Origin of the sequence: Cnuibacter sp. UC19_7, from assembly GCF_042699995.1 — a bacterium.
In the GTDB taxonomy this organism is placed as follows: domain Bacteria; phylum Actinomycetota; class Actinomycetes; order Actinomycetales; family Microbacteriaceae; genus Cnuibacter.
On the sequence record NZ_CP170560.1, the window covers coordinates 2,616,009 to 2,636,341 of the forward strand.

14 protein-coding genes are annotated in these 20,333 nt (G+C 69.3%); 9 read left to right on the top strand and 5 right to left on the bottom strand.

What is annotated here, in order from left to right:
• Positions 1 to 102 precede the first annotated feature (102 nt).
• The 4 genes from ACFJGV_RS12525 to ACFJGV_RS12540 all read right to left on the bottom strand — a co-directional run bounded on the left by ACFJGV_RS12525 (position 103) and on the right by ACFJGV_RS12540 (position 3,011).
• Positions 103 to 447 carry a hypothetical protein gene (locus ACFJGV_RS12525; RefSeq protein ID WP_378144280.1) on the bottom strand — a complete coding sequence of 115 codons (345 nt, stop codon included), beginning with the start codon at positions 445 to 447 and terminating at the stop codon, positions 103 to 105.
• A 273-nt stretch (positions 448 to 720) separates the two neighbouring features.
• Positions 721 to 1,194 carry a DUF3817 domain-containing protein gene (locus ACFJGV_RS12530; RefSeq protein WP_378144281.1) on the bottom strand — a complete coding sequence of 158 codons (474 nt, stop codon included), beginning with the start codon at positions 1,192 to 1,194 and terminating at the stop codon, positions 721 to 723.
• A 39-nt stretch (positions 1,195 to 1,233) separates the two neighbouring features.
• The gene (locus ACFJGV_RS12535; protein WP_378148724.1) at positions 1,234 to 1,923 is read right to left on the bottom strand and encodes a ThuA domain-containing protein; all 690 of its coding nucleotides are present in this window, start codon (positions 1,921 to 1,923) and stop codon (positions 1,234 to 1,236) included.
• The gene (locus tag ACFJGV_RS12540; RefSeq protein ID WP_378144282.1) at positions 1,923 to 3,011 is read right to left on the bottom strand and encodes a substrate-binding domain-containing protein; all 1,089 of its coding nucleotides are present in this window, start codon (positions 3,009 to 3,011) and stop codon (positions 1,923 to 1,925) included. The genes ACFJGV_RS12535 and ACFJGV_RS12540 overlap by 1 nt, the downstream gene beginning before the upstream one ends.
• A 155-nt stretch (positions 3,012 to 3,166) precedes the next feature.
• Between ACFJGV_RS12540 and ACFJGV_RS12545 the strand changes: the two genes are divergently transcribed.
• The gene (locus ACFJGV_RS12545; RefSeq protein WP_378144283.1) at positions 3,167 to 6,010 is read left to right on the top strand and encodes a glycoside hydrolase family 9 protein; all 2,844 of its coding nucleotides are present in this window, start codon (positions 3,167 to 3,169) and stop codon (positions 6,008 to 6,010) included.
• Positions 6,011 to 6,065: 55 nt separating this feature from the next.
• Here ACFJGV_RS12545 and ACFJGV_RS12550 read toward each other — a convergent pair whose 3' ends face one another.
• A complete protein-coding gene (locus tag ACFJGV_RS12550; RefSeq protein ID WP_378144284.1) occupies positions 6,066 to 7,103 on the bottom strand; it encodes a hydroxyacid dehydrogenase in 1,038 nt (345 codons plus the stop codon).
• Between the two features lie 193 nt (positions 7,104 to 7,296).
• Here ACFJGV_RS12550 and ACFJGV_RS12555 point away from each other — a divergent pair, with 193 nt between their 5' ends.
• The 8 genes from ACFJGV_RS12555 to ACFJGV_RS12590 all read left to right on the top strand — a co-directional run bounded on the left by ACFJGV_RS12555 (position 7,297) and on the right by ACFJGV_RS12590 (position 20,240).
• Positions 7,297 to 8,676 (top strand): ABC transporter substrate-binding protein, encoded by a 1,380-nt coding sequence (locus ACFJGV_RS12555; protein ID WP_378144285.1) that lies wholly within the window; start codon positions 7,297 to 7,299, stop codon positions 8,674 to 8,676.
• Positions 8,676 to 9,635, top strand: coding sequence for a carbohydrate ABC transporter permease (locus ACFJGV_RS12560; RefSeq protein ID WP_378144287.1), 960 nt, complete (start codon positions 8,676 to 8,678; stop codon positions 9,633 to 9,635). The genes ACFJGV_RS12555 and ACFJGV_RS12560 overlap by 1 nt, the downstream gene beginning before the upstream one ends.
• 174 nt (positions 9,636 to 9,809) lie before the next feature.
• A complete protein-coding gene (locus tag ACFJGV_RS12565; protein WP_378144288.1) occupies positions 9,810 to 10,553 on the top strand; it encodes a carbohydrate ABC transporter permease in 744 nt (247 codons plus the stop codon).
• Positions 10,554 to 10,555: 2 nt separating this feature from the next.
• On the top strand, positions 10,556 to 12,331 hold the full coding sequence (locus tag ACFJGV_RS12570) for a glycoside hydrolase family 3 protein (protein WP_378144289.1): 1,776 nt from the start codon (positions 10,556 to 10,558) through the stop codon (positions 12,329 to 12,331).
• Positions 12,328 to 15,333 (top strand): alpha-mannosidase, encoded by a 3,006-nt coding sequence (locus ACFJGV_RS12575; RefSeq protein WP_378144290.1) that lies wholly within the window; start codon positions 12,328 to 12,330, stop codon positions 15,331 to 15,333. The genes ACFJGV_RS12570 and ACFJGV_RS12575 overlap by 4 nt, the downstream gene beginning before the upstream one ends.
• A 28-nt stretch (positions 15,334 to 15,361) precedes the next feature.
• Entirely contained in the window at positions 15,362 to 18,211 is a 2,850-nt protein-coding gene (locus tag ACFJGV_RS12580; protein WP_378144292.1) for a polysaccharide lyase family 8 super-sandwich domain-containing protein, read from the top strand.
• A gap of 90 nt (positions 18,212 to 18,301) precedes the next feature.
• Positions 18,302 to 19,492: an AI-2E family transporter gene (locus ACFJGV_RS12585; protein ID WP_378144293.1), complete on the top strand. Its 1,191-nt coding sequence runs from the start codon at positions 18,302 to 18,304 to the stop codon at positions 19,490 to 19,492.
• A 43-nt stretch (positions 19,493 to 19,535) separates the two neighbouring features.
• The gene (locus ACFJGV_RS12590; protein WP_378144294.1) at positions 19,536 to 20,240 is read left to right on the top strand and encodes an IclR family transcriptional regulator; all 705 of its coding nucleotides are present in this window, start codon (positions 19,536 to 19,538) and stop codon (positions 20,238 to 20,240) included.
• The last annotated feature ends 93 nt before the right edge of the window (positions 20,241 to 20,333 follow it).

The window sequence follows — 20,333 nt, forward strand, 5'->3', positions numbered from 1 at the left end:
GAGGCGGCGGTGAGTGGCGGTGAGCCATCACCTACGCTCGTCGCCGTCTCTAAGGCGACGACAAGGTGGATGTGAGAGGACTCTCATCCAGCCCGGAAGCGCTCAGTCGTCGGTCCCGTGACCGCCGCCGCTGCTCCCGCTTCCGCTGCTGTCGTCCTCGCCGCCCTTGCCCGGGCGATCGCCGCCGTGGTCGTCGGCGGGTACCGGGCTCGGCTCGGGGACGGTGACGACCGGGGGGCCGCCCTCGCCCGGCGTCGGCCCCGCGCTCGGGACAGCGGGTGTCGGGGGAGGAGTCGTCGCGGGAGTGTCGACGGTGACCGCATCCACGCCGATCGGCGTGCCCGCGTGCTCGCCGAGCCCGTTCGCCGCGAGGGCGAAGCCCGTGCCCGCGGCGACGGCGACGAGCACGCCGGCACCGACGAGGAGGGCCGTGCCGCGGATCCGCATCCGTGCCCTCCTCTCCTCGCCTCCATTGTCGCCCGCGGGCGGGCCCCGCGGCCCTCCGAGCGCATGAGAGTGCTCTCATGAACACCCAGATCCGTCACTTTCGGCTAGTGCGAGGCCTCCGCACTAGCCGAAAGTGACGGATGGTGGGGCGCCCCTCGACGGCTCCACCTGGTTCGCGGGAGTGGCCGGACGCTCGACACCGAATTCGGCGCAGCCCCGGCGTATATCGAGGGGCTTCCGAGGATTCGGTGTCGAAGCGTCGTCTTGCGGACGTCAGGCCTTCGGTACGGGCGGGCCGAGCACGAGCAGCACCGCGAACGCCACCGCGACCGCGGCGACGAGGCCGCCGCCGAGGAGCAGCGGATGCGCGATCGCCGCCCGGAAGGCGCGATCGTGCCAGGTGCGGTCGCGGGGGTCACCGGGCGCAGGGGCGGGCGCGGTGCGCCACGGGCCGGCGAGGCGCCCGCTGCGGTGCAGCCACACCTCGAGCGGCACGGTCGCGTAGGGCACCACCGTGGCGATGAGCGCGAGGATGGTGGGGCGCGCCGTCCAGTGCTGGTTCTTCGCCACGAGCACCGTCGTCGCCGCGTAGGCGAGCACGACGAACCCGTGGATACCGCCGCCGATGCTCACCGCGACATCGAGCCCGACGGTGGCGCGCAGGATCAGCCCGGTGATGAGAAGCGTCCACGACACCGCCTCGGCGATCGCGACGGTGCGGTACAGGGTCAGCGGTGACCGGAACACGGGTCCTCCTCGGGGCGCAGCGGCGGGGCGGGCTCGCCGTCAGGCTACCGCCCCCGCCTGAGCCGCTCCCGAGCGGCCCGGGTTGCGGGCGTCCGGGGTGACGGCCCAGCGAGCGAGGTACGCCACGAGGGCTCTGACCTCGGGGGAGTCGTACGATTCGACGTCATGACCGAGGGCGCAGTACGCCGCCCGGACACCGGAGTCGACGTGCGTCCACACGACGGGATGCCTCTCGCCGGCGTGGTCCTGGCGATACAGGACGCGGGATGCGGTGCTGACACGGAGCCAGGAGTACGCCTCGTCGACCGTGTCGATGACGTCCGGCAACTCGTCATCGACGACGTCCGCGTCACGGATCAGCCGCACATCGCCTCGAGCGGGATGCATGGTCCGACCCCGAACCCATCTCCCGCCCAGACGGTGCTCCCACGAGGTCGAGGAAGGGAAGAGCGTCGCGGCGACGTGCAACGCGAGGGTGCCTCCCGGGTGCCCCGCCAGCACGGAGACGAGTGCGTCGTCCTGGGGATGCGCCTGCTGCCCGCCCCCGGCGTTGACGACGAGCAGATCGTCGCGCTGCAGGACTTCGCCCGTCTCCTCGACCTCCATGACGGTCAGCACCGCGAAGCCCGATGCTCGGAGGACGTCCGCGATGACGGCGCTGGTCTCGGTGAACGGATGCCAGGGGTCGGTGTAGTCCCCACCCCCGGAGAAGAGCACGGCGCGGTTCATCACGGCGCGACCGTCGTCGATCCACGCAGGACGAGCCGCGGCTCGACATGCAACTGCAACGGCGGCTCGGAGCTTGGCTCTGCGATGAGATCGAGGAGCATCTGAGTGGCCAGCGCGCCCACCCGGCGGCGGTCCGGTGCGACGGCGGCGATCGGCGGATCGGCGTGGGCGGAGACATCGTCGTCGTAGGCGATGATCGACAGCTGCTGCGGCACGCTGATGCCGCGCGATCGCGCGTTCTGCAGGAGGCCGAAGAGCGAGTTCTCGTCACCGTGGCAGAACAGGGCCGTGGCGCCGGTGCTCTGCACGGCGTCCATGACGACATCCGCTCCACCGCGTTCCCAGCGAGGGCCCGCGCCCAGCTCCTCCGGTCCGAGGATGCCGCTGCCCTCCGCGACCCCGAGCCGTTCGAGCGCATCACGCCAACCGAGACGTACGAACTCGGAGCTCTGCGAGCTCCCGCGGCTCACCATGAGGATGCGGCGATGCCCGAGGGTCGTCAGGTGGCGGACGGCCGAGAGAGCGCCCCGCTCGTGTGCGGTGCGCACCGACGACACCGTTCCCAGCCCCCCGCCCGGGAGCTCGCGCTCGACGAACACGACCGGGACGCTCAGCTGCTCGAGCTTGTCGAGGAACCCGGGAGGAGCCTGCCGCTCCGACACCGTGGGGACCCACAGCAGTCCGGAGACGCCGCCGGCGACGAGCTCGTCGATCAGCCGGTACTCCTCCTCGAGGTCGTACTCCGAGATCGCGAGGCGCATCTCGCCACCGGAGGCGAGGACGTCGTTGACCCCCTCGACGACGTAGCGGTAGTAGTACGACGTCGGCACGACCACTCCGATGGTGCCCGTGAACGTCGGGTCGGGGCCCGCCTCGGGCTCGGAGCGCAGCACGGCCCCGCCGCGGACCTTGTCGAGCACCTGCTCGGCGACCAGGGAGTCGAGGTCGCGGCGCACGGTGACGTGCGAGACGCCGAGGTCGCTGACCAGCGAGGTGATGCTGACCGCTCCGTCCTGTTGCGCGCGACTCAGGATCCGCGCACGGCGTTCCGCAGCGAGCATCGAGGCCTCCTTCGCCGTGTTCGACACCTTCATCCTAATCAACTGATCAACTTTGATCCACCGTGAAAACTTTGCGAGCCCGACGTTTCACTTTCTTTCTTTTGCTTGCCATATCTTTCTGTCCGTGATGATACTGGCGGGTCGCGGGCAACGACGCCGCGCGTTGACTCAAAGGAGACGTCATGATTCGACGACGAACACATCTCTTCCTCGGCGGGGCGGTCGTCGTGGCCCTCGCCGCGGGAGGGGTGACGACTGCACCGCCTGCCCTCGCCTTGACGGTGAAGGAGGTCGCCGTCAGCCAGGCCGGCTACAGCGCCTCGGGGTTCAAGACGGGCTCCGTCATCGTCGACGGGGCGCTCCCCGCGAACGCCTCCTGTCGCATCCTGGAGGGGTCCACCGTCGCCGTCCCCTCGTGCACGGTGACCGACGCGGGGATGGTCTGGGGAGATCACGTCTACACGGTCGACTTCAGCTCCCTCGACACCCTCGGCGAGGGGTACGTGCTCGAGGTCGACGGCGTCGCCTCGCCTCACTTCGCGATCCGTGACAACGTCTGGGCCGGATACCTCGATGAGATGACGGCGTTCTACCGCCTGCAGCGCTCGGGAGTGGCCACCGCTGACGCGTATCCCAGCGGCTACAGCAGCATCGCACCCTCGGCGAAGGTCTTCCACGGCCCAGGCCACCTCGACGACGCCGCCTCGGAGGACGGCACGATCCACTACGACCTCACCGGCGGATGGTACGACGCCGGGGACTACGGCATCTACGGCGGCAACCAGTGGGTCGGCGGCAACATCGCGATCAGCTACCTCCGGTACGGAGACACCCCCGCCGTGGACTTCGACAACGACGCCAACGGTGTTCCCGACCTCGTCGACGAAGCGCGCTTCGGCGGCGAGTACCTCCTGCGGATGCTGGATGCCTTCGACGGGGCGTTCTGGGACATCAAGGGCAGCGGCGGGTTCCAGCACCCGGACAAGCACACGGACGGCATCGTGGGCACGGCCGACGACCGCCGCATCTCGGGTTACGGGGTGGGCGGCTCAGCCAAGGCCGCGGGGGCGCTCGCCGCCACAGCCCGGGCGGTCGACAAGGCCCTCGCCGACGGGGCCATCCCGACGGCCGACGTCGCGGAGTGGCAGAGCTTCTCCGCGCAGGCGCGTGCGGGGGCCGAGGCGTTCTACACCTACGCCGACGCGCACCGCACGGATCCGCTCGGCGGCTACTCCACCACGCGCGGTGGCATCGACAACTCCCTGCTCTTCGCCGAGGTCGAGCTGCACCTGCTGACCGGCGACACGGACTATCGCGATGCTGCGGAGGCCACGATGGCGGCGACCAACTTCACCATCCTGTCGAGCACCAACTACTGGGACCTCGCTCCCCTCTCGATGGCGGAGCTGTATCCCGTCGCGACGGCGAACGCGCAGGCGCAGATCCACGACTACCTGACGAAGCAGCTGGACTACTTCCTCTCCAGCACGGACGACACCCCGTACGGGGTCGTGGACCAGTTCAAGAACTTCGGCGTCAACGAACCCCACGTCTCGTACGTCGCCGACGCGCTGCGGTACTACGAGCTCTTCGGCGACGAACGGGCGCTCAAGGCGGTGCAGCGCGGGCTGTACTGGGTGTTCGGCAACAACCCCTGGGGCACGAGTTGGGTGTCGGGGGTCGGCGAGAAGAGCGTCACCTTCCTGCACACCCGCCTCGACGAGGATGCGCAGAAGCAGACGGGCACCGGAGTCGTCGTCCCGGGAGCGCTGGTGAGCGGACCGAACGCGAAGGATCCTCTCGACGTGCGAAGCGCCAGCCCGTGGTACCAGGACCGGCCGGGCTGGCAGGACACCGGGCAGCAGTGGCGCTACAACGAGTACAGCGTCAGCATCCAGGCGGGACTGTTCTCCGCGCTGTTCGGACTGACCGCGATCGGTGACGCCGCGTGGTCGGGAGGCGCGGCGCCGGCCGCACTGGACATCACGTCGCCTCGCATCGGCGACTACGTCACCGGGGACGTCACCGTCTTCACCGAGAGCGGACTGGCCGACCCTGCCCTCGGGCCGAACTGGACACCGATGACCACGTCCGCGGGTGTCGCCACGGGCACCTTCTCGGTCAGCAGTGCGGCGCCCTACAGCAACGCCCGAGTGGACGTCCGCGGCACCCAGCCCGACGGATCGCTGGCGTACTCATCGACGCATTACACAGTCGCGCCCCCACTCCCGACCCCGCAGACGCCGCTGCTGTACGACGGCTTCGGGAAGGACGGGCTGTTCGGCGTCCAGGGCTACACGTGGGTGAACTGGTACAACAACCACGCCGGTGTCGGCTCCGTCACCAACACGACGGTCGACGGGCGGACGGTGGGCAGGTTCTTCCAGAACCCCGCGACGTCGGCGTCGCAGGCGAAGTTCCAACCGTGGCACGACGCCGTGGACGCCAGCGGCTACCAGTACCTCACGGTGACGATGCGGTCCCCCTCGCCCAACCTGCGCCTGCGCATCGAGGTCGCCGACGCCGACTCGAACCACCGCGTCACGGGAAATGCGCCGATCGCGATCGCCAACGGATGGACCACCTACTCCTTCGACCTGGCCGCGTTCCCCGGGCTCGATCGGTCGCAGGCGAAGATCGTCTTCTGGCTGCAGCAGACCGCCGACACCGATGGTGAGCTGTTCGTCGACGACGTGAGCTTCACCAACCAGGCCACCGGGACACCGCCGACGCTCACGGCGATCTCGCACACCGGCGGCCCGCTCACGACGAGTGACGACGTCACCGTCCAGGCGACCTACACGGACGCCGACGGACAGGCGCCGCAGAAGGTCCAGCTCGTGCTGGACGGCGTGGTGCACGACATGGCCCCGGTCGATCCGACCGACACGGTCGTGACCGACGGGGTGGTCTACGCCTTCACCGGCAGATGGGTGAAGGGAGTGCACAGCTACTCCGTGCGCACCACCGACACCACGTCGGCCGTCGTCACGTCGTCGACGACGACGGGAGTGGTCGTCCAATGACAGGGGGTGGCGGGGGAGCCCGGCTCCCCCGCCACCTGCTCGCGCGTCGGGTGCGTCAGGCTGAGAGACCGAGCATGGACCTGTCGACGAGGTTGGCCGGGGCTCCTCCGCGGACGAGGGTCTCGAGCCCATCCAGGGTCGAATCGGTCAGCCGCAGCGTCTCGGCATGCATCGCCCCGGCGATGTGCGGGGTGAGCACCACTCCCGGCGCGCCGAAGAGCGGGGAGTCGGCGGGCAGGGGCTCAGGGTCCGTGACATCCAGGACGGCGCGCAACAGTCCCTGTCGGCACCGCTCGAGCACGGCTCCGGTGTCGATGAGCGACCCCCGGGCGGTGTTGATCAGTACCGCATTCGGCCGCATGGACGCGATCCGGGGCGCGTTCAGGAGCCGGCGGGTGGAGGGAAGCTCCGGCGCATGGACCGACACGATGTCGCTCCGCCTCATCAACGCATCCAGCTCCACGAGGTGCGCCCCCGCCGCACGCACCTCGTCCGGTGCGGCGTACGGGTCGGCCACGAGCACGTCGAAGCCGAACGGCGCGAGCAGTGCGGCGACGCGCCGTCCGACGCGCGAGAAGCCGACGAGGCCGACGACTCCGCCGAACGTCGCCGCCGATGCGATCCCGTCGCGCCAGTCGCCCGCGACATCGCGCGTCGATGCGTACCCCGCGATGTACTCGGGTACGCGCTTCGCCTCGAGCAGGATCATCGCGAGGGTGAACTCGGCCACCGGGATCGCGTTGGCCTCCGCCGCGCTCGTCACGACGATGCCGCGTTCCCAGACCTCGTCCGTGACGAGGTTCTTCACCGAGCCCCCGGTGTGCAGGATGGCTCGCAGCCGAGGGGCGGCGCGAAGCACCTCCGAACCGAGACGCGGAGCCCCCCATCCGGTGATGAGGTACTCGACCTGGGCCAGCTGCGCGAGCGCGCGGCGGTCGAAGACGTCGACACGCGCGGGGTCGCCGAGAGTCACGAGCGAGCGCAGACGCGCCACGCGGGAGTCGTCGAAGAGGTCGGCGTGGGTCCGCGCCGACATGACGAGAAGAGCGTGGCGGCGCTGGCGCGAGGTGTCGCCGTCGACGGTGTCAGCCATGTGGATGAGGCAATCACATCTCACAGAAGTTCACAAGTCGTAAACCTTTGTGTTTATGTCTTGAAAGTTTTTCTTGCGAACTGAACACGAGTTAGCCCATACTGAGCCCACGTGCACGACGAGGTGACGCACCACCTGTTCTTCGTCGGGCAATCGCGCGGCGGCCACCCGGCCGCCCCCGAACGGAGGAAAGATGCAAGAGCGCACACGGCGCATCATCGCAGCGGCAGTGATCGTGCCCGCACTGGCACTCATCACGGGCTGCAGCGCAGGCAATGGAGCCGGCGACGCCGACAACGGAGACGGGAAGGTCACGATCACGGTCATGGGGAAGCCCGCCGCGACGAACACGGCCGCGGTGCAGCTCTTCGAACGCCAGGTGGAGGAGTTCGAAGCAGCGAACCCGAACATCACGATCGAGGCCTCGGATGTGCCGTGGGACGCCAAGACCTTCGCCACGCGTCTGGCCGGCGGCAGCGCCCCCACCCTCCTGCGGGTTCCGCTGACCGAACCGCCCGCCCTCATCGAACGCGGGCAGGTCGCCGACATCGCCTCGGTCGCGTCGAAGCTCGACAGCTTCAAGGACCTCAACCCGCGGGTCATGCAGTTCCTCGAGCAGGGGGACGCCGTCTACGGCATCCCCGAGAAGAGCTACGCCTTCGGTCTCGTCTACAACCGCGATCTCTTCGAGCAGGCGGGTCTCGATCCCGACTCTCCCCCGCAGACGTGGGACGAGGTCCGCGCGGCGGCGAAGAAGATCTCCGACGCGACGGGCAAGACCGGGTTCGGCGAGATCTCCACCAACAACAGCGGCGGATGGCACCTCACCGGCTACGACTACACCTACGGCGGGAAGATGATCGACCAGTCCGCCGACGGCACCTGGACCGCCGCGTTCAACGACGACGCCTCCCGCGAGGTCCTGCAGATGTGGAAGGACATGCGCTGGACGGACGACTCCCTCGGCGACAACGTCCTCGGCAAGCAGGAGGACCTCGTCGCCGAGTTCACCGCCGGCAACGTGGGCATGTGGGTGACCGCACCGCCGGACGTGTACCCCAACTACATCGCGGCCGGGGGGAAGCCCGAGGCCTTCGGTGCCGGGCCCATGCCCCAGGGCGGTGCGGACGCGACGCTCGCCGGCGCCACGGTCCTCATGGTCAACGCCACCGCGACCGAGGCCGAGAAGGAGGCCGCGGTCAAGTGGATCGACTGGCGAGCCCTGCGCCCCAACTACGACCTCGAGGTCGCTGCCGAGACCGCGAAGGCCTCCGCTGCTGACGGCCTGCCGGTCGGTGTGCCCGTCGCGCCCATCTTCAGCGCCGAGGCCTACTCGGCGTACCGCGACGCCATCGCGGACTACGTCAACGTCCCGGTGGACAACTTCGCGCCCTACACCGCATCGCTCGACGAGTTCGAGTACGTGCCCGAGCCGGCGGTCGCCTCGCAGGAGATCTACGCGGCCCTCGATCCCGTGGTCCAATCGGTGCTGACCGACCAGAACGCCGACATCGACGCCCTGCTGAACGACGCGGAGCAGCGGGTCAACCAGATCCTGGCCCAGCACAAGTGATGACCGTCACCACCGACCGCCTGCGCAGCACGACACCCGTTCGTGCTGCGCAGGCGGACCACCCCAGCCCGCCGCGCCGTCGCTCGCGCACGCGTCGCCGCGCGGCGGTCGCGGGTCTGGTCTTCCTGCTTCCCACGTTCGTCGTCTTCGGATACTTCGCCTGGTGGCCGATCCTGCAGAGCGCCGCGCTGGCGTTCCAGCAGACCGACCTGGTCACCGCGCCCGAGTGGGTGGGGTGGAACAACTTCGAGGTCCTCTTCGCGGATCCGCTCCTCCCGCGTGCGGCGCTGAACACGCTCTGGTTCACCGTCCTGTCCCTGGCGATCGGGCTCCCCGTCCCTCTCGTGTGTGCGGTGCTCATCTCCGAGCTGCGCCGGGGAGGCGCTCTCGCGCGTGTCCTCGCCTACCTGCCGGTGGTCATCCCGCCCGTGGTCTCGGTCCTGCTCTGGAAGGTGTTCTTCGACCCCGGCGACTCGGGTGTGATCAACAGCCTGCTCGGGCTGGTCGGTGTCGACCCGCTGCCGTGGCTGCAGTCCCCCGGCACCGCGATGCCGAGCCTCGTGATCGTGGCGACCTGGTCGGGCGCCGGCACGGCGATCCTCATCTACCTGGCGGCGTTGACCGGTGTCAGCACCGAGCTGTACGAAGCGGCTGAGCTGGACGGTGCATCCGTGTGGAAGCGCATCGTCCACATCACCCTCCCGCAGATGCGCGGGGTGATCCTCGTGCTGCTGCTGCTGCAGATCATCGGGGCGATCCAGGTCTTCACCGAACCGTATGTGATGACCGACGGAGGACCGGCCAACGCCACCGTGACGATCCTCCTCATGATCTACCGCTACGCCTTCCTCTTCGGCAACTACGGCGTCGCCACGGCACTCAGCCTCCTGCTCGCCGGCGTCCTCATCATCGTCTCCGCGGTCTACCTGCGGTTGACCCGTTCCTGGAGCACCCGATGACCGCGACAACCGACGCCCGACGCTCGCGGCCCGCCGCGCCACCGCGCGAACGCGGCCTCCTGTCGAGCTTCGACTGGCGCCGACCGCGCATCTTCGTCGGCTGGCGGGCGATGCACGTCGTCCTGATGATCGGACTGGTGGCCCTCGGGGCGGTCCCGTTGCTCTGGATGCTGCGTGCCGCGATCTCGTCGACGACCGATCTGCTGCAGAACCCCCCTGAGTCTCATCCCCAGCCCCGCGAAGTGGGAGAACATCCCCGACGCGTGGAACCTGCTGTCGATCGGGCAGTACCTCGGCAACACCCTGGTGCTCGTGGGCGGGTCGTGGATCGTCCAGCTCGTGGTGTCGGCGACGGCCGGGTTCGCGCTCGCCGTGATCCGCCCCTGGTACGGACGGATCGTCTACGGGGCGATCCTGCTCACGCTGTTCGTGCCCGGCACGGTGACCCTCATCGCGCTGTACCTCACCGTCCTCGATCTGCCGCTCCTCCACCTGAGCCTCACCGACACCCCCTGGGCCGTGTGGCTCCCCGCGGGGGCGAACGCCTTCACGATCCTGCTGGTCAAGCAGTTCTTCGAGGACATCCCGCGCGATCTGTTCGAGGCCGCCCAGCTCGACGGCGCGGGATGGTTCACGATCTTCTGGCGGATCGTGCTGCCGATGTCGCGGCCGATCCTCGCGGTCGTCTCGCTGCTGTCGATCATGACGGCCTGGAAGGAGTTCCTGTGGCCTCTGATCGTGCTGACCGACCCCGAGACGCAGCCCCTGGCCGTCGCTCTCCCGCGACTCGCACAGGCGACAGATCCGGCCTATCTCATCGCCGGCCTGCTGATCGCCAGCATCCCGCCCATCCTCATCTTCCTGATCTTCCAGCGTTCCATCGTGAAGGGGATCGGCTTCACCGGTCTGAAAGGCTGAGCGTGACCCCGGACTACCGCACCCCCGGCCTGCCCCCGAAGGCGCGCACCGCCGACCTGCTGCCGCGCTTGTCTCTCGAAGAGAAGGTCGGCTTGATGTTCCACACGGTCATCGAGTCGGGCGCGAACGGCACGCTGGTCGAGACCGCCGGAGCGCTCAGCAAGTCGCCGACGAGCACCGTCGTCCTCGACAAGCGGATGAACCACTTCAACGTGCACGGCCTGGGCACCCCGCGCGAGGCCGCGCGATGGGCCAACGCCCTGCAGTCGCTGGCCCTGCAGACCGAACATGCCATCCCCGTCACCATCAGCACCGATCCGCGGCACGCGTTCACCGAGAACGCCGGCGCCTCCTTCGCCGCCCGGGGGTTCTCACAGTGGCCCGAGCCCCTGGGCCTGGCCGCCCTCGACGACGCCGACATCCTCGAGCACGCCCGGATCGCCCGCGCCGAGTACCTGGCCGTCGGCATCCGCCTGGCGCTGCATCCGCAGGTGGACATCGCGAGCGATCCTCGATGGGGGCGGCAGTTCCAGACCTTCGGAGCGGATGCCGAGCGCACCACGCGCGCGATGCTGACCTACCTCCGTGGGTTCCAAGGCGATGAGCTGGGCCCGACGTCGGTGGCCTGTGTGACCAAGCACTTCCCCGGTGCAGGACCGCAGCGGGACGGCGAGGACGCGCACTTCCCCTACGGACGCGAGCAGGTCTATCCCGGCGGGCGCTTCGACCTGCATCTCGCACCCTTCCGGGCCGCGATCGCCGCCGGGACGGCCGGCTTGATGCCCTACTACGGGATGCCGGTCGGGCTCGAGCTGGACGGCGAGCCTGTCGAAGAGGTCGGCTTCGCGTTCAACCGCCGCATCATCACCCGGCTCCTCCGCGAGTCCCTCGGCTTCGACGGCGTCGTCGTGACCGACTGGGAGCTCATCCACGACAACGTCGCGCAGGGACAGGTCCTCCCGGCCAAGGCCTGGGGCGTGGAGCACCTGTCTCCCGCGGAGCGGATGCTCAAGGTGCTCGACGCCGGATGCGACCAGTTCGGCGGCGAGGAGTGCACCGATCTGCTGCTGGACCTGGTCCGCACCGACCGCGTCCCCGTGGAGCGGATCGATGAGTCGGCGTTCCGGCTGCTCGAGCTCAAGTTCCGGCTCGGCCTCTTCGACGACCCCTTCGTCGACGAAGAGGCCGCCGCCGAGATCGTCGGCAGCGCTGCGCACGAGGAGGCGGGGTTCCACGCACAGGCGTCGTCCGTCACGGTCCTCACGGATGACGGACTCCTCCCGCTCGCGCCGCGAGCGGGTCAGCGGGTCTATGTCGAGGGCATGTCGGAGCGTTCGGCCGAGGCCTGGGGAACGGTGGTGCCGCGCCCCGAGGACGCCGACGTCGCGATCGTCCGCCTGCCCGCGCCCTACGATCCGCGCGACGACCTGCTGTTCGAGTCCCTCTTCCACCAGGGATCCCTCGACTACCGCCCCGGTCTCGTGTCGCGTCTGCGCTCGATCGCCGCGACGACGCCCCTCATCGTCGACGCGAACCTCGAACGACCGGCGATCCTGACGCCGCTGATCGAGTTCGCCCAGACCGTCGTCGGCACGTGCGGGGTGAGCGACGACGCGTTGGTCGCCGCGCTCTCCGGCCGCATCCCTCCCCGCGGCCGCCTGCCGTTCGAGATCCCCCGCTCGATGGACGCCGTCGAGCGCTCCCCGGAGGACGTCCCGAACAGCACCTCCGATCCGCTGTTCCCGGCCGGGTACCGACTCGAGCGGCCCGCCCGATGAGCCGTCCCATCGCCGATCGGGTCGACCGCTTCGTCCACGAGAGCCTGCTCCCCCTCCGGGTGACGGCCTCGAGGCCGGTGGACATCACCGCATGGCCCGCCCCCGGCGAACCCCTTCCGTTCGCCGAGGCCCGGGAGGGCGACTTCCGACCCTTCTCCGTCGGCGAGCAGTGGGGTACGCCGTGGAGCACCGTGTGGCTGCACGTCACCGGGACGGTCCCGGATGACTGGGCCGTGACCGGCCACCATCGTGTCGAGCTGCTGGTGGACCTCGGGTTCAACGACCAGTCGCCGGGGTTCCAGGCCGAGGCGCTCGCGTTCCGCCCGGACGGTTCGATCGTGAAGGGCATCTCGCCTCGCAACGCCTGGGTGCCGATCGTCGGCGACCGCGTCGATCTCTACCTCGAGCTCGCCGCCAACCCCACCATCCCGCCCGAATCGCACTGGCGGAGCACCCACCTGGGCGACGGACCCCAGCCGGAGTCCGCCCCGCTCTACACGCTCCGTCGACTCGAGATCGGGCTCGTCGACGCACGGGTCGAGCAGCTGGCTCTCGACATCGAGGTCCTCGTCGGCCTGATGCACGAGCTGGCGGAGACGACTCCGCGCGCCGCCCGCATCGGAGCGTGCCTCACGGCCATGCTCGACGCGATCGACCCTGACGACGTGCCCGGATCGGTCGATCGCGCCCGTGCGCTCCTCGCCCCGGCCTTGGACGCCCCCGCCCATGCCAGCGCCCACACGGTGATCGCCACGGGGCACGCCCACATCGACTCGGCGTGGCTCTGGCCCATCCGCGAGACCATCCGCAAGTGCGCACGGACGTTCTCGAACGTGCTCGATCTGCTGGACCGGCATCCCGACCTGCGGTTCGCGTGCTCCTCGGCCCAACAGCTCGCCTGGATGCAGGAGCACTATCCCGAGATCTTCGCCCGCATCGAACACCAGGTGCGCGCGGGGAGGTTCGTGCCGGTCGGTGGCCAGTGGGTGGAGCCCGACACCAATCTCCCGGGATCCGAGGCGACGGCGCGTCAGCTCGTCGTCGGCAAGAGGTGGTTCCTCGACACGTTCGGCGTCGACACGACGGAGGTCTGGCTTCCCGACACCTTCGGATACTCCGCATCCCTCCCTCAGCTGATCCGGCTCGCCGGCGCCGACTGGTTCATGACGCAGAAGATCTCGTGGAACCAGACGAACCGGATGCCCCACCACACCTTCTGGTGGGAGGGGATCGACGGCACACGGGTCTTCACCCACTTCCCGCCGATCGAGACCTACAACGCCGAGCTCTCGCCCGCCGAGCTGGCCCACGCCGAGCGCACCTACACCGATCACGGCACCGGAACCGTCTCGCTGGCGCCATTCGGTTGGGGCGACGGCGGTGGCGGGCCGACCCGCGAGATGGTGGAGAGGGCGCATCTCCAGGCGGATCTCGAGGGCTCACCTCGGGTGGCGCTCGGGTCGCCGCGGGACTTCTACGACCGCGCCCGTCACGAGAACCCCTCGCTGCCGGTGTGGACGGGCGAGATGTACCTCGAGCTCCATCGAGGGACTCTCACCAGCCAGCTGAAGACGAAGCAGGGCAATCGGCGAACGGAACGGCTGCTGCACGAGGCGGAGCTCTGGGCCACGACCGCAGCGCTCTACCTGGGCACGCCCTACCCCGCCGAGCTACTGCGTCGTGCCTGGCGGCAGACCCTCCTCCTCCAGTTCCACGACATCCTGCCGGGGAGCTCGATCGCCTGGGTGCACCGCGAGGCCGAAGCGGCGCACGCCGCCCTCGCCGCCGACCTCGAGCAGTCGATTCGCGCGAGCCTCGCCGCGCTCACCGGAGAGGGAGAGCGCACCCTGCGGGCGAACTCCGCTCCGCTCACGCTCGACGGGATCGCCGCCGGAGCGGTGGGCGTCGAGCGCTCGCCGTCGCCCGCGACACGGCTCGCCTCCACTCCCGAGGGCGGCTGGGTGCTGTCGAACGGGCGTGTCCGCGCCGTCATCGACGAGGGCGGCCTGATCGTGGCGCTCTCAGGGCCGGCGGGGCGTGACGTGATCCCGGAGGGAGCACGGGCAGGGCTGCTGCGCCTGCACCCCGACCACCCCGACAAATGGGATGCGTGGGACATCGACGCGCACTACCGGGCACGCGCTGTCGATCTCGACCGGGCGGACACGATCACGGCTTTCGTCTCGGACGACGGGACGGGAGTGGTCTCGGTGACACGCTCCACGGGTGCGACCTCGGTGACCCAGACCCTCCGCCTCGCCCCGGACGCCGACGGCATCGACGTCGACCTCAGCATCGACTGGCACGAGAGGCATCGCCTCCTGCGCATGTACCTGCCCCTCGAGATCCATGCGGAGCACACGCGCGCCGAGATCCAGTTCGGCCACGTCACCCGTCCGACGCACACCAACACCTCGTGGGACGAAGCGCGCTTCGAGGTCGTCGCTCAGCGGTGGATGCACGTGGCGGAACCCGGGTACGGCGTGTCCATCGCGAACGACTCCACCTACGGCCACTCCGTGGAGAGGACGGTCGCCTCGAACGGCTCGGTCGTCACCACGGTCGGACTGTCAGTACTGCGCGCGCCGACCTTCCCCGATCCGGAAGCGGATCAGGGCCACCACGAGCTGCGCTTCCGCATCCGCCCGGACGCGACGCTGACGGACGCCGCGGAAGACGGCCATCGGCTCGATCGTGCTCAGCGCGTGGTCACAGGTGCGCACGAGGTCACCCCCCTCGTGAGCTGCTCGAACGAGGGCGTCCGCGTCACCGCGGTCAAGCTCGCCGAGGACGACTCCGGCGATCTCATCGTCCGACTGCACGACGCGACCGGAGGGCGGCAGAGAACGCGGCTGGCCTTCGGCATCCCGCTGGCGGCGATCGACGAGGTCGATCTCCTCGAACGACCGCTCGATGACGCTCTCCACCACGGCGACGTCGATGCGATCGAGCTCACCCTCCGTCCGTTCCAGATCCTGACCCTGCGCTGCCGCCCCGCGTAGCGCGGGGAGATCGAGAGAGAGAACAACGATGTTCAGGTCTTCACCGAAGAGAGCGACGACGGTCACCGTCGCGCTCGCGATGCTCACGGGAGCGCTCGTGCTCACACCGTCCGGCGCCCACGCGCAGCCGACACCAGCGTCTGCCTCCGTCGTGGTGGACAGCACGGCGGCGGATGAGTTCGACACCCTCAGAGAGAGGTACGCCACCATGGTGGCGGGCGGCACGTCGTTCGACGCCTCTGATCCGGACATCGCGGCCCGCGTCACCAGCATCACGGCAGCGGGGCAGCAGTACTGGGACTCCATGAAGAAGACCCCGGACCGCAACCGACTCTGGGACGACTCCCCTTTCGGCAACGATTCGGCCAGTGTGACCCGCACCTATCAGCACCTTCGTGCCATGGCGCTGGCGTACAGCACCGCGGGATCCGCCCTGCAGGGCAACACGCAGCTCGAGGCCGATCTGGTCAGCGGACTCGACTGGATGAACTCGCACGTCTACTACGACGGCGCCACCATGTACCAGAACTGGTGGCACTGGCAGATCGGAGCACCACTCGCGCTGAACGACATCGTCGCGTTGGTCTACAGCGATCTGACCAGCACGCAGGTCTCCGGTTACATGGCCGCGATCACGTATGCGCAGCCCACCGTGGCCATGACGGGCGCGAATCGCCTCTGGGAGAGCCAGGTGATCGCGATGTCCGGCATCAACGGATCGGACGCGACACGCATCGCCGCCGGACGCGACGGACTCAGCGCACTCTTCCCCTTCGTCACGAGCGGTGATGGCTTCTACCAGGACGGATCGTTCGTCCAGCACAACTTCTACGCCTACAACGGCGGATACGGGGCGTCCCTGCTCGCGGGCATCGCCGACCTCATGTACCTGCTCGACGGCTCCACCTGGGACGTGGTGGATCCGAACAGCGCCCACACGATCCAGTGGGTCTACGACGCCTTCGAGCCCTTCGTCTACAAGGGCAACCTCATGGACATGGTGCGCGGACGGGAGGTGAGCCGGTACGGGGCGCAGGACGACGATGCAGCGGTGTCGGTGCTCTCGTCCATCATCCGCCTGTCCTCCGTCTCTCCGGCAGCCGACGCTCTCGCCTTCAAGAGCATGATCAAGGCCTGGCTGGCGACCGACAGCGACACGACGTTCCTGTCGAGCGTCCCGATCGACCTGATCGTGGCGGCGAAGGCCATCCTCGACGACAGCTCCGTCCCCTCTCGCGACGAGCTCGTCACCAACCGTCAATACACCGGCATCGACCGCACCGTGCACCTGCGACCGGGATTCGGCTTCGGCATCAGCATGGCGTCGAGCCGGATCGGCGCATTCGAATCCATCAACTCCGAGAACGCGAAGGGCTGGCACACCGGGGACGGGATGACCTACCTGTACAACGACGACCTCAGTCAGTTCAACGGCGACTTCTGGCCCACCGTCGACAGCTTCCGGCTGCCCGGCACGACGGTGCTGAAGGGCACGACTCAACCCGCGAACAGCCGAACGGACAAGTCGTGGGTCGGGGGTGCGAGCATCCTGGGCCAGTACGGCGTCACCGGCATGGAACTGCATCCGGTCGGAAGCAACCTCGAGGGCAAGAAGTCGTGGTTCATGTTCGACGATGAGATCGTCGCCCTGGGCGCGGGCATCACCAGCACCGACGGGATCGGGACGGAGACGATCGTCGAGAACCGCAAGCTGAACGCGACGGGCGACAACGCGCTGACGGTGAACGGAGTGGCGAAGCCGACGAACCTGGGGTGGGCCGAGACCGGCTCGGGCGTGAACACGGTGCACCTCGCCGGGAACGTCCCGGGATCCGACATCGGCTACTACTTCCCCGGGGGCGCGACGGTGAACGGGCTGCGAGAGCAGCGCACCGGGAACTGGAAGCAGCTCAACTCCTCGTCGGAGTGGGCGAACACCACGCCCGTCACGAACAGCTTCCTCTCGCTGGCGTTCGATCACGGGACGAACCCGACCGACGCCGGGTACTCCTACGTGCTGCTGCCGAACAAGACGAGCGCTCAGGTGAGCAGCTACGGCGCTGCGCCGGACATCAGCATCCTCGAGAACTCGGGATCCGTGCAGGCCGTGCGAGAGAACGGGCTGAACGTGACCGGGATCAACTTCTGGAAGGACGAGACGACCACCGCCGCCGGGGTCACGTCCGACAAGAAGGCGTCGGTGATGGTGAGCGAGACCGCCGGCAGCCTCGAGCTGTCGATCGCCGACCCCACCCAGAAGAACACCGGACAGATCTACCTCAGTCTCGATGTCCCGGCGACCGGCCTCATCTCCAAGGACCCTCAGGTCACGGTCCTCCAGTACACGCCCACCGTGAAGCTCAAGGTCGACGTCAACGCGGCCGGCGGCAAGGACTTCGCCGTGAAGTTCTCCCTCGACGGTGCGCAGCAGGCCAATCCCGCCCCGATCCCCGTTCCGAGTGCGTACGAAGCAGAGACGCTGCCGATCAACGCGCTCACCGACTCGGTCACCCGCTCCAACGACGGGAGCGCGAGCGGCGGCAAGAAGCTCGGCGTGAACAACAACGCCGTCGGCGACTACATCGAGTTCAGCGTCGACGTCCCGCAGGCAGGCACCTACGATCTCGCGGCGCGCGTGTACAGAGCGAGCAACAGCGGGATCTACCAGCTCTCCGTCAACGGAGTCGACGTGGGCGGCCCGCAGGATCTCTTCTGGACGGGAGGGGCGAGTCAGAAGGACGTGACGTTCGGATCCGCTGCGTTCCCCGCCCCAGGCAGCTACCTCGTGCGGCTGACGACGACGGGGAAGAACCCCAGCGCGTCCGGGTACAAGGCGCTGCTCGACTACCTCACGCTCACCCCGGCGACGGGGGGCTGAGTGCTGCTGTCCCCGGTCGGCTGAGCGAAGAGCCTTCTGGTCCGCTGAGTCCGGGGCCTCGACGTTCCCCTCAGGGGCTACGGTCCGGATATGAGCACCGCACCCGAGCCGCCGGCTCCTCCCGTCTCGCCCACCGCCGGTGTCACCGAGGCGATCCCCCGCGGCCTCCGCATCGGTGCCGCGTTCGCCTGGCGACTCCTGGTCGTCGGCGCCGCGATCGCCGTCGTGGTGCTGCTCGCCACGCGGGTCGCCGACATCGTCATCCCCTTCCTCATCGCGCTGATCCTGTCGGCCCTGCTCGTGCCGTTCTCCGGGTGGCTGCAGCGCCACCGGTGGCCCAAGTGGCTCGCGATCCTCACGGCCTGGGTCACGGTGTTCGCCGTGCTCGTCGGGCTTGTGCTGCTCGTCACCGAGCAGGTGCGCACCCAGCTGCCCGCGCTCAAGGATCAGACCGCGCAGGCCGTGCAGTCGGCGCAGAGCCTCCTCGCCACGCAGCCGTTCGGCATCACTCAGGACACGGTGAACGGCTGGGTCGGCAGCGCGACCTCGTGGGTGCAGCAGCACGCGTCCGACATCGGAAGCGGGGCGCTCCGGGTGGGGTCGAGCACCGTCCACGTGCTCGAGGGGGTGTTCATCGTCATCTTCGTGACCCTGTTCAGCCTCATCGACGGGCCGCGGATCTGGCGCTGGGTCACTCGGCTCTTCCCGAGGGCGGCCCGCCCGAGGATCGACGCTGCCGGTCAGGCCGGATGGAGGACGCTGTCGAGCTTCATCCGCATCCAGCTCGTGGTCGCGGTGACTGACGCGATCGGCATCGGTGTCGGGGCGCTGATCCTCGGGGTGCCGCTCGCCATCCCGATCGCGGTCATCGTGTTCTTCGGCGCCTTCATCCCGGTCGTCGGCGCGATCGTCGCGGGCGCCCTCGCCGTCGTCATCGCTCTGATCTTCAACGGCTGGGTGCACGCGCTGATCATGCTGGGCATCGTCATCCTCGTGCAGCAGCTCGAGAGTCATGTCCTGCATCCGCTGCTCACCGGGTCGGCGGTGAAGGTGCATCCGCTCGGCATCGTGCTCGGCGTCACCGCCGGGTCGGCCGTGGCGGGTGTCGTCGGCGCCTTCTTCGCGGTGCCGCTCATCGCTGTCGCGAACTCGATGATCGGCGCTGCCCGACGCTACGGCTCCCCCTCCTCGCCGCCCGATGATCCCGCCCCGGAGGTGTCATCGGGCGCTCCGGTCCTCGCGGCGTCGGACATGTCGAACGAGGGTGACGACCGCCCTTGAGAGCACGCCGACGGCCTGTTCCGGGCGATGGGAGGATGGGGGCATGAGCGACGAGAGCCGGGCCGCGGGTGGGTCGTCGTCGCAGACGCTGTCGCGCGGGATCCAGGCGCTCGAGGTGCTGGCCGAGGCGGAGCATCCGCTCACCATCGCCGAGCTCGCGAACCGGCTGGGGCTGCACCGCTCGATCGTGTACCGGATCGTGCGGACGCTCGAGGAGCACGGGCTCGTCGTGCGCAACTCGGCGGGGGCGCTCGAGCTCGGCGCGCGGCTCGCGGCGCTCGCCCGTTCGGTGGCGCGCGACCTGCAGACCGCGGCGCTGCCCGAGCTCACCGCGGTGGCGAACGAGCTGGGCATGACGGCGTTCGTCGTGGTGCTCGACGGCGACGACATCGTGACGACGCTCGTCAGCGTCGAGCCCCGCCACCTGCACGCCGCCGTCGCCCAGCGTCCGGGCACACGGCACTCGCTGGAGGCGGGGGCGCCCGGGTTGGCGATCCAGATGGCCATGCCCGCGGCGGCCCGGCCCGCGCTCGTCGAGTCGCCGACCCACCGCGCCATGCCGGGCGGATACGCCACCAGCCACGACGAGGTCATCGCCGGCCTCGCCTCGGTCGCCGCTCCCGTCGTCGTCGCCGGGCGGCCGCCCGCCGCGGTCGCCGTCGTGTACGTGCACCACGACACCGACACGGAGCGGATCGGCGCCCGCCTCCGCGCTGCTGCCGCCGCGATCGCCGCCGAGCTCGCCTGACGAGAGCCGCCGTCCCGCCCGCGCCTCGCCGACCTCTGGTGCCGCCGGCGGGCGGAGCCTAGGCTCGGCCGTGGCGGGACGGCGCGCCCGCCC

Coding starts and splice junctions, on each gene's coding strand:
- ACFJGV_RS12580 (WP_378144292.1), top strand. CDS start 15,362: ATGTTCAGGTCTTCACCGAAGAGAGCGACGACGGTCACCGTCGCGCTC.
- ACFJGV_RS12555 (WP_378144285.1), top strand. CDS start 7,297: ATGCAAGAGCGCACACGGCGCATCATCGCAGCGGCAGTGATCGTGCCC.
- ACFJGV_RS12550 (WP_378144284.1), bottom strand. CDS start 7,103: ATGGCTGACACCGTCGACGGCGACACCTCGCGCCAGCGCCGCCACGCT.
- ACFJGV_RS12585 (WP_378144293.1), top strand. CDS start 18,302: ATGAGCACCGCACCCGAGCCGCCGGCTCCTCCCGTCTCGCCCACCGCC.
- ACFJGV_RS12560 (WP_378144287.1), top strand. CDS start 8,676: ATGACCGTCACCACCGACCGCCTGCGCAGCACGACACCCGTTCGTGCT.
- ACFJGV_RS12535 (WP_378148724.1), bottom strand. CDS start 1,923: ATGAACCGCGCCGTGCTCTTCTCCGGGGGTGGGGACTACACCGACCCC.
- ACFJGV_RS12590 (WP_378144294.1), top strand. CDS start 19,536: ATGAGCGACGAGAGCCGGGCCGCGGGTGGGTCGTCGTCGCAGACGCTG.
- ACFJGV_RS12545 (WP_378144283.1), top strand. CDS start 3,167: ATGATTCGACGACGAACACATCTCTTCCTCGGCGGGGCGGTCGTCGTG.
- ACFJGV_RS12525 (WP_378144280.1), bottom strand. CDS start 447: ATGCGGATCCGCGGCACGGCCCTCCTCGTCGGTGCCGGCGTGCTCGTC.
- ACFJGV_RS12575 (WP_378144290.1), top strand. CDS start 12,328: ATGAGCCGTCCCATCGCCGATCGGGTCGACCGCTTCGTCCACGAGAGC.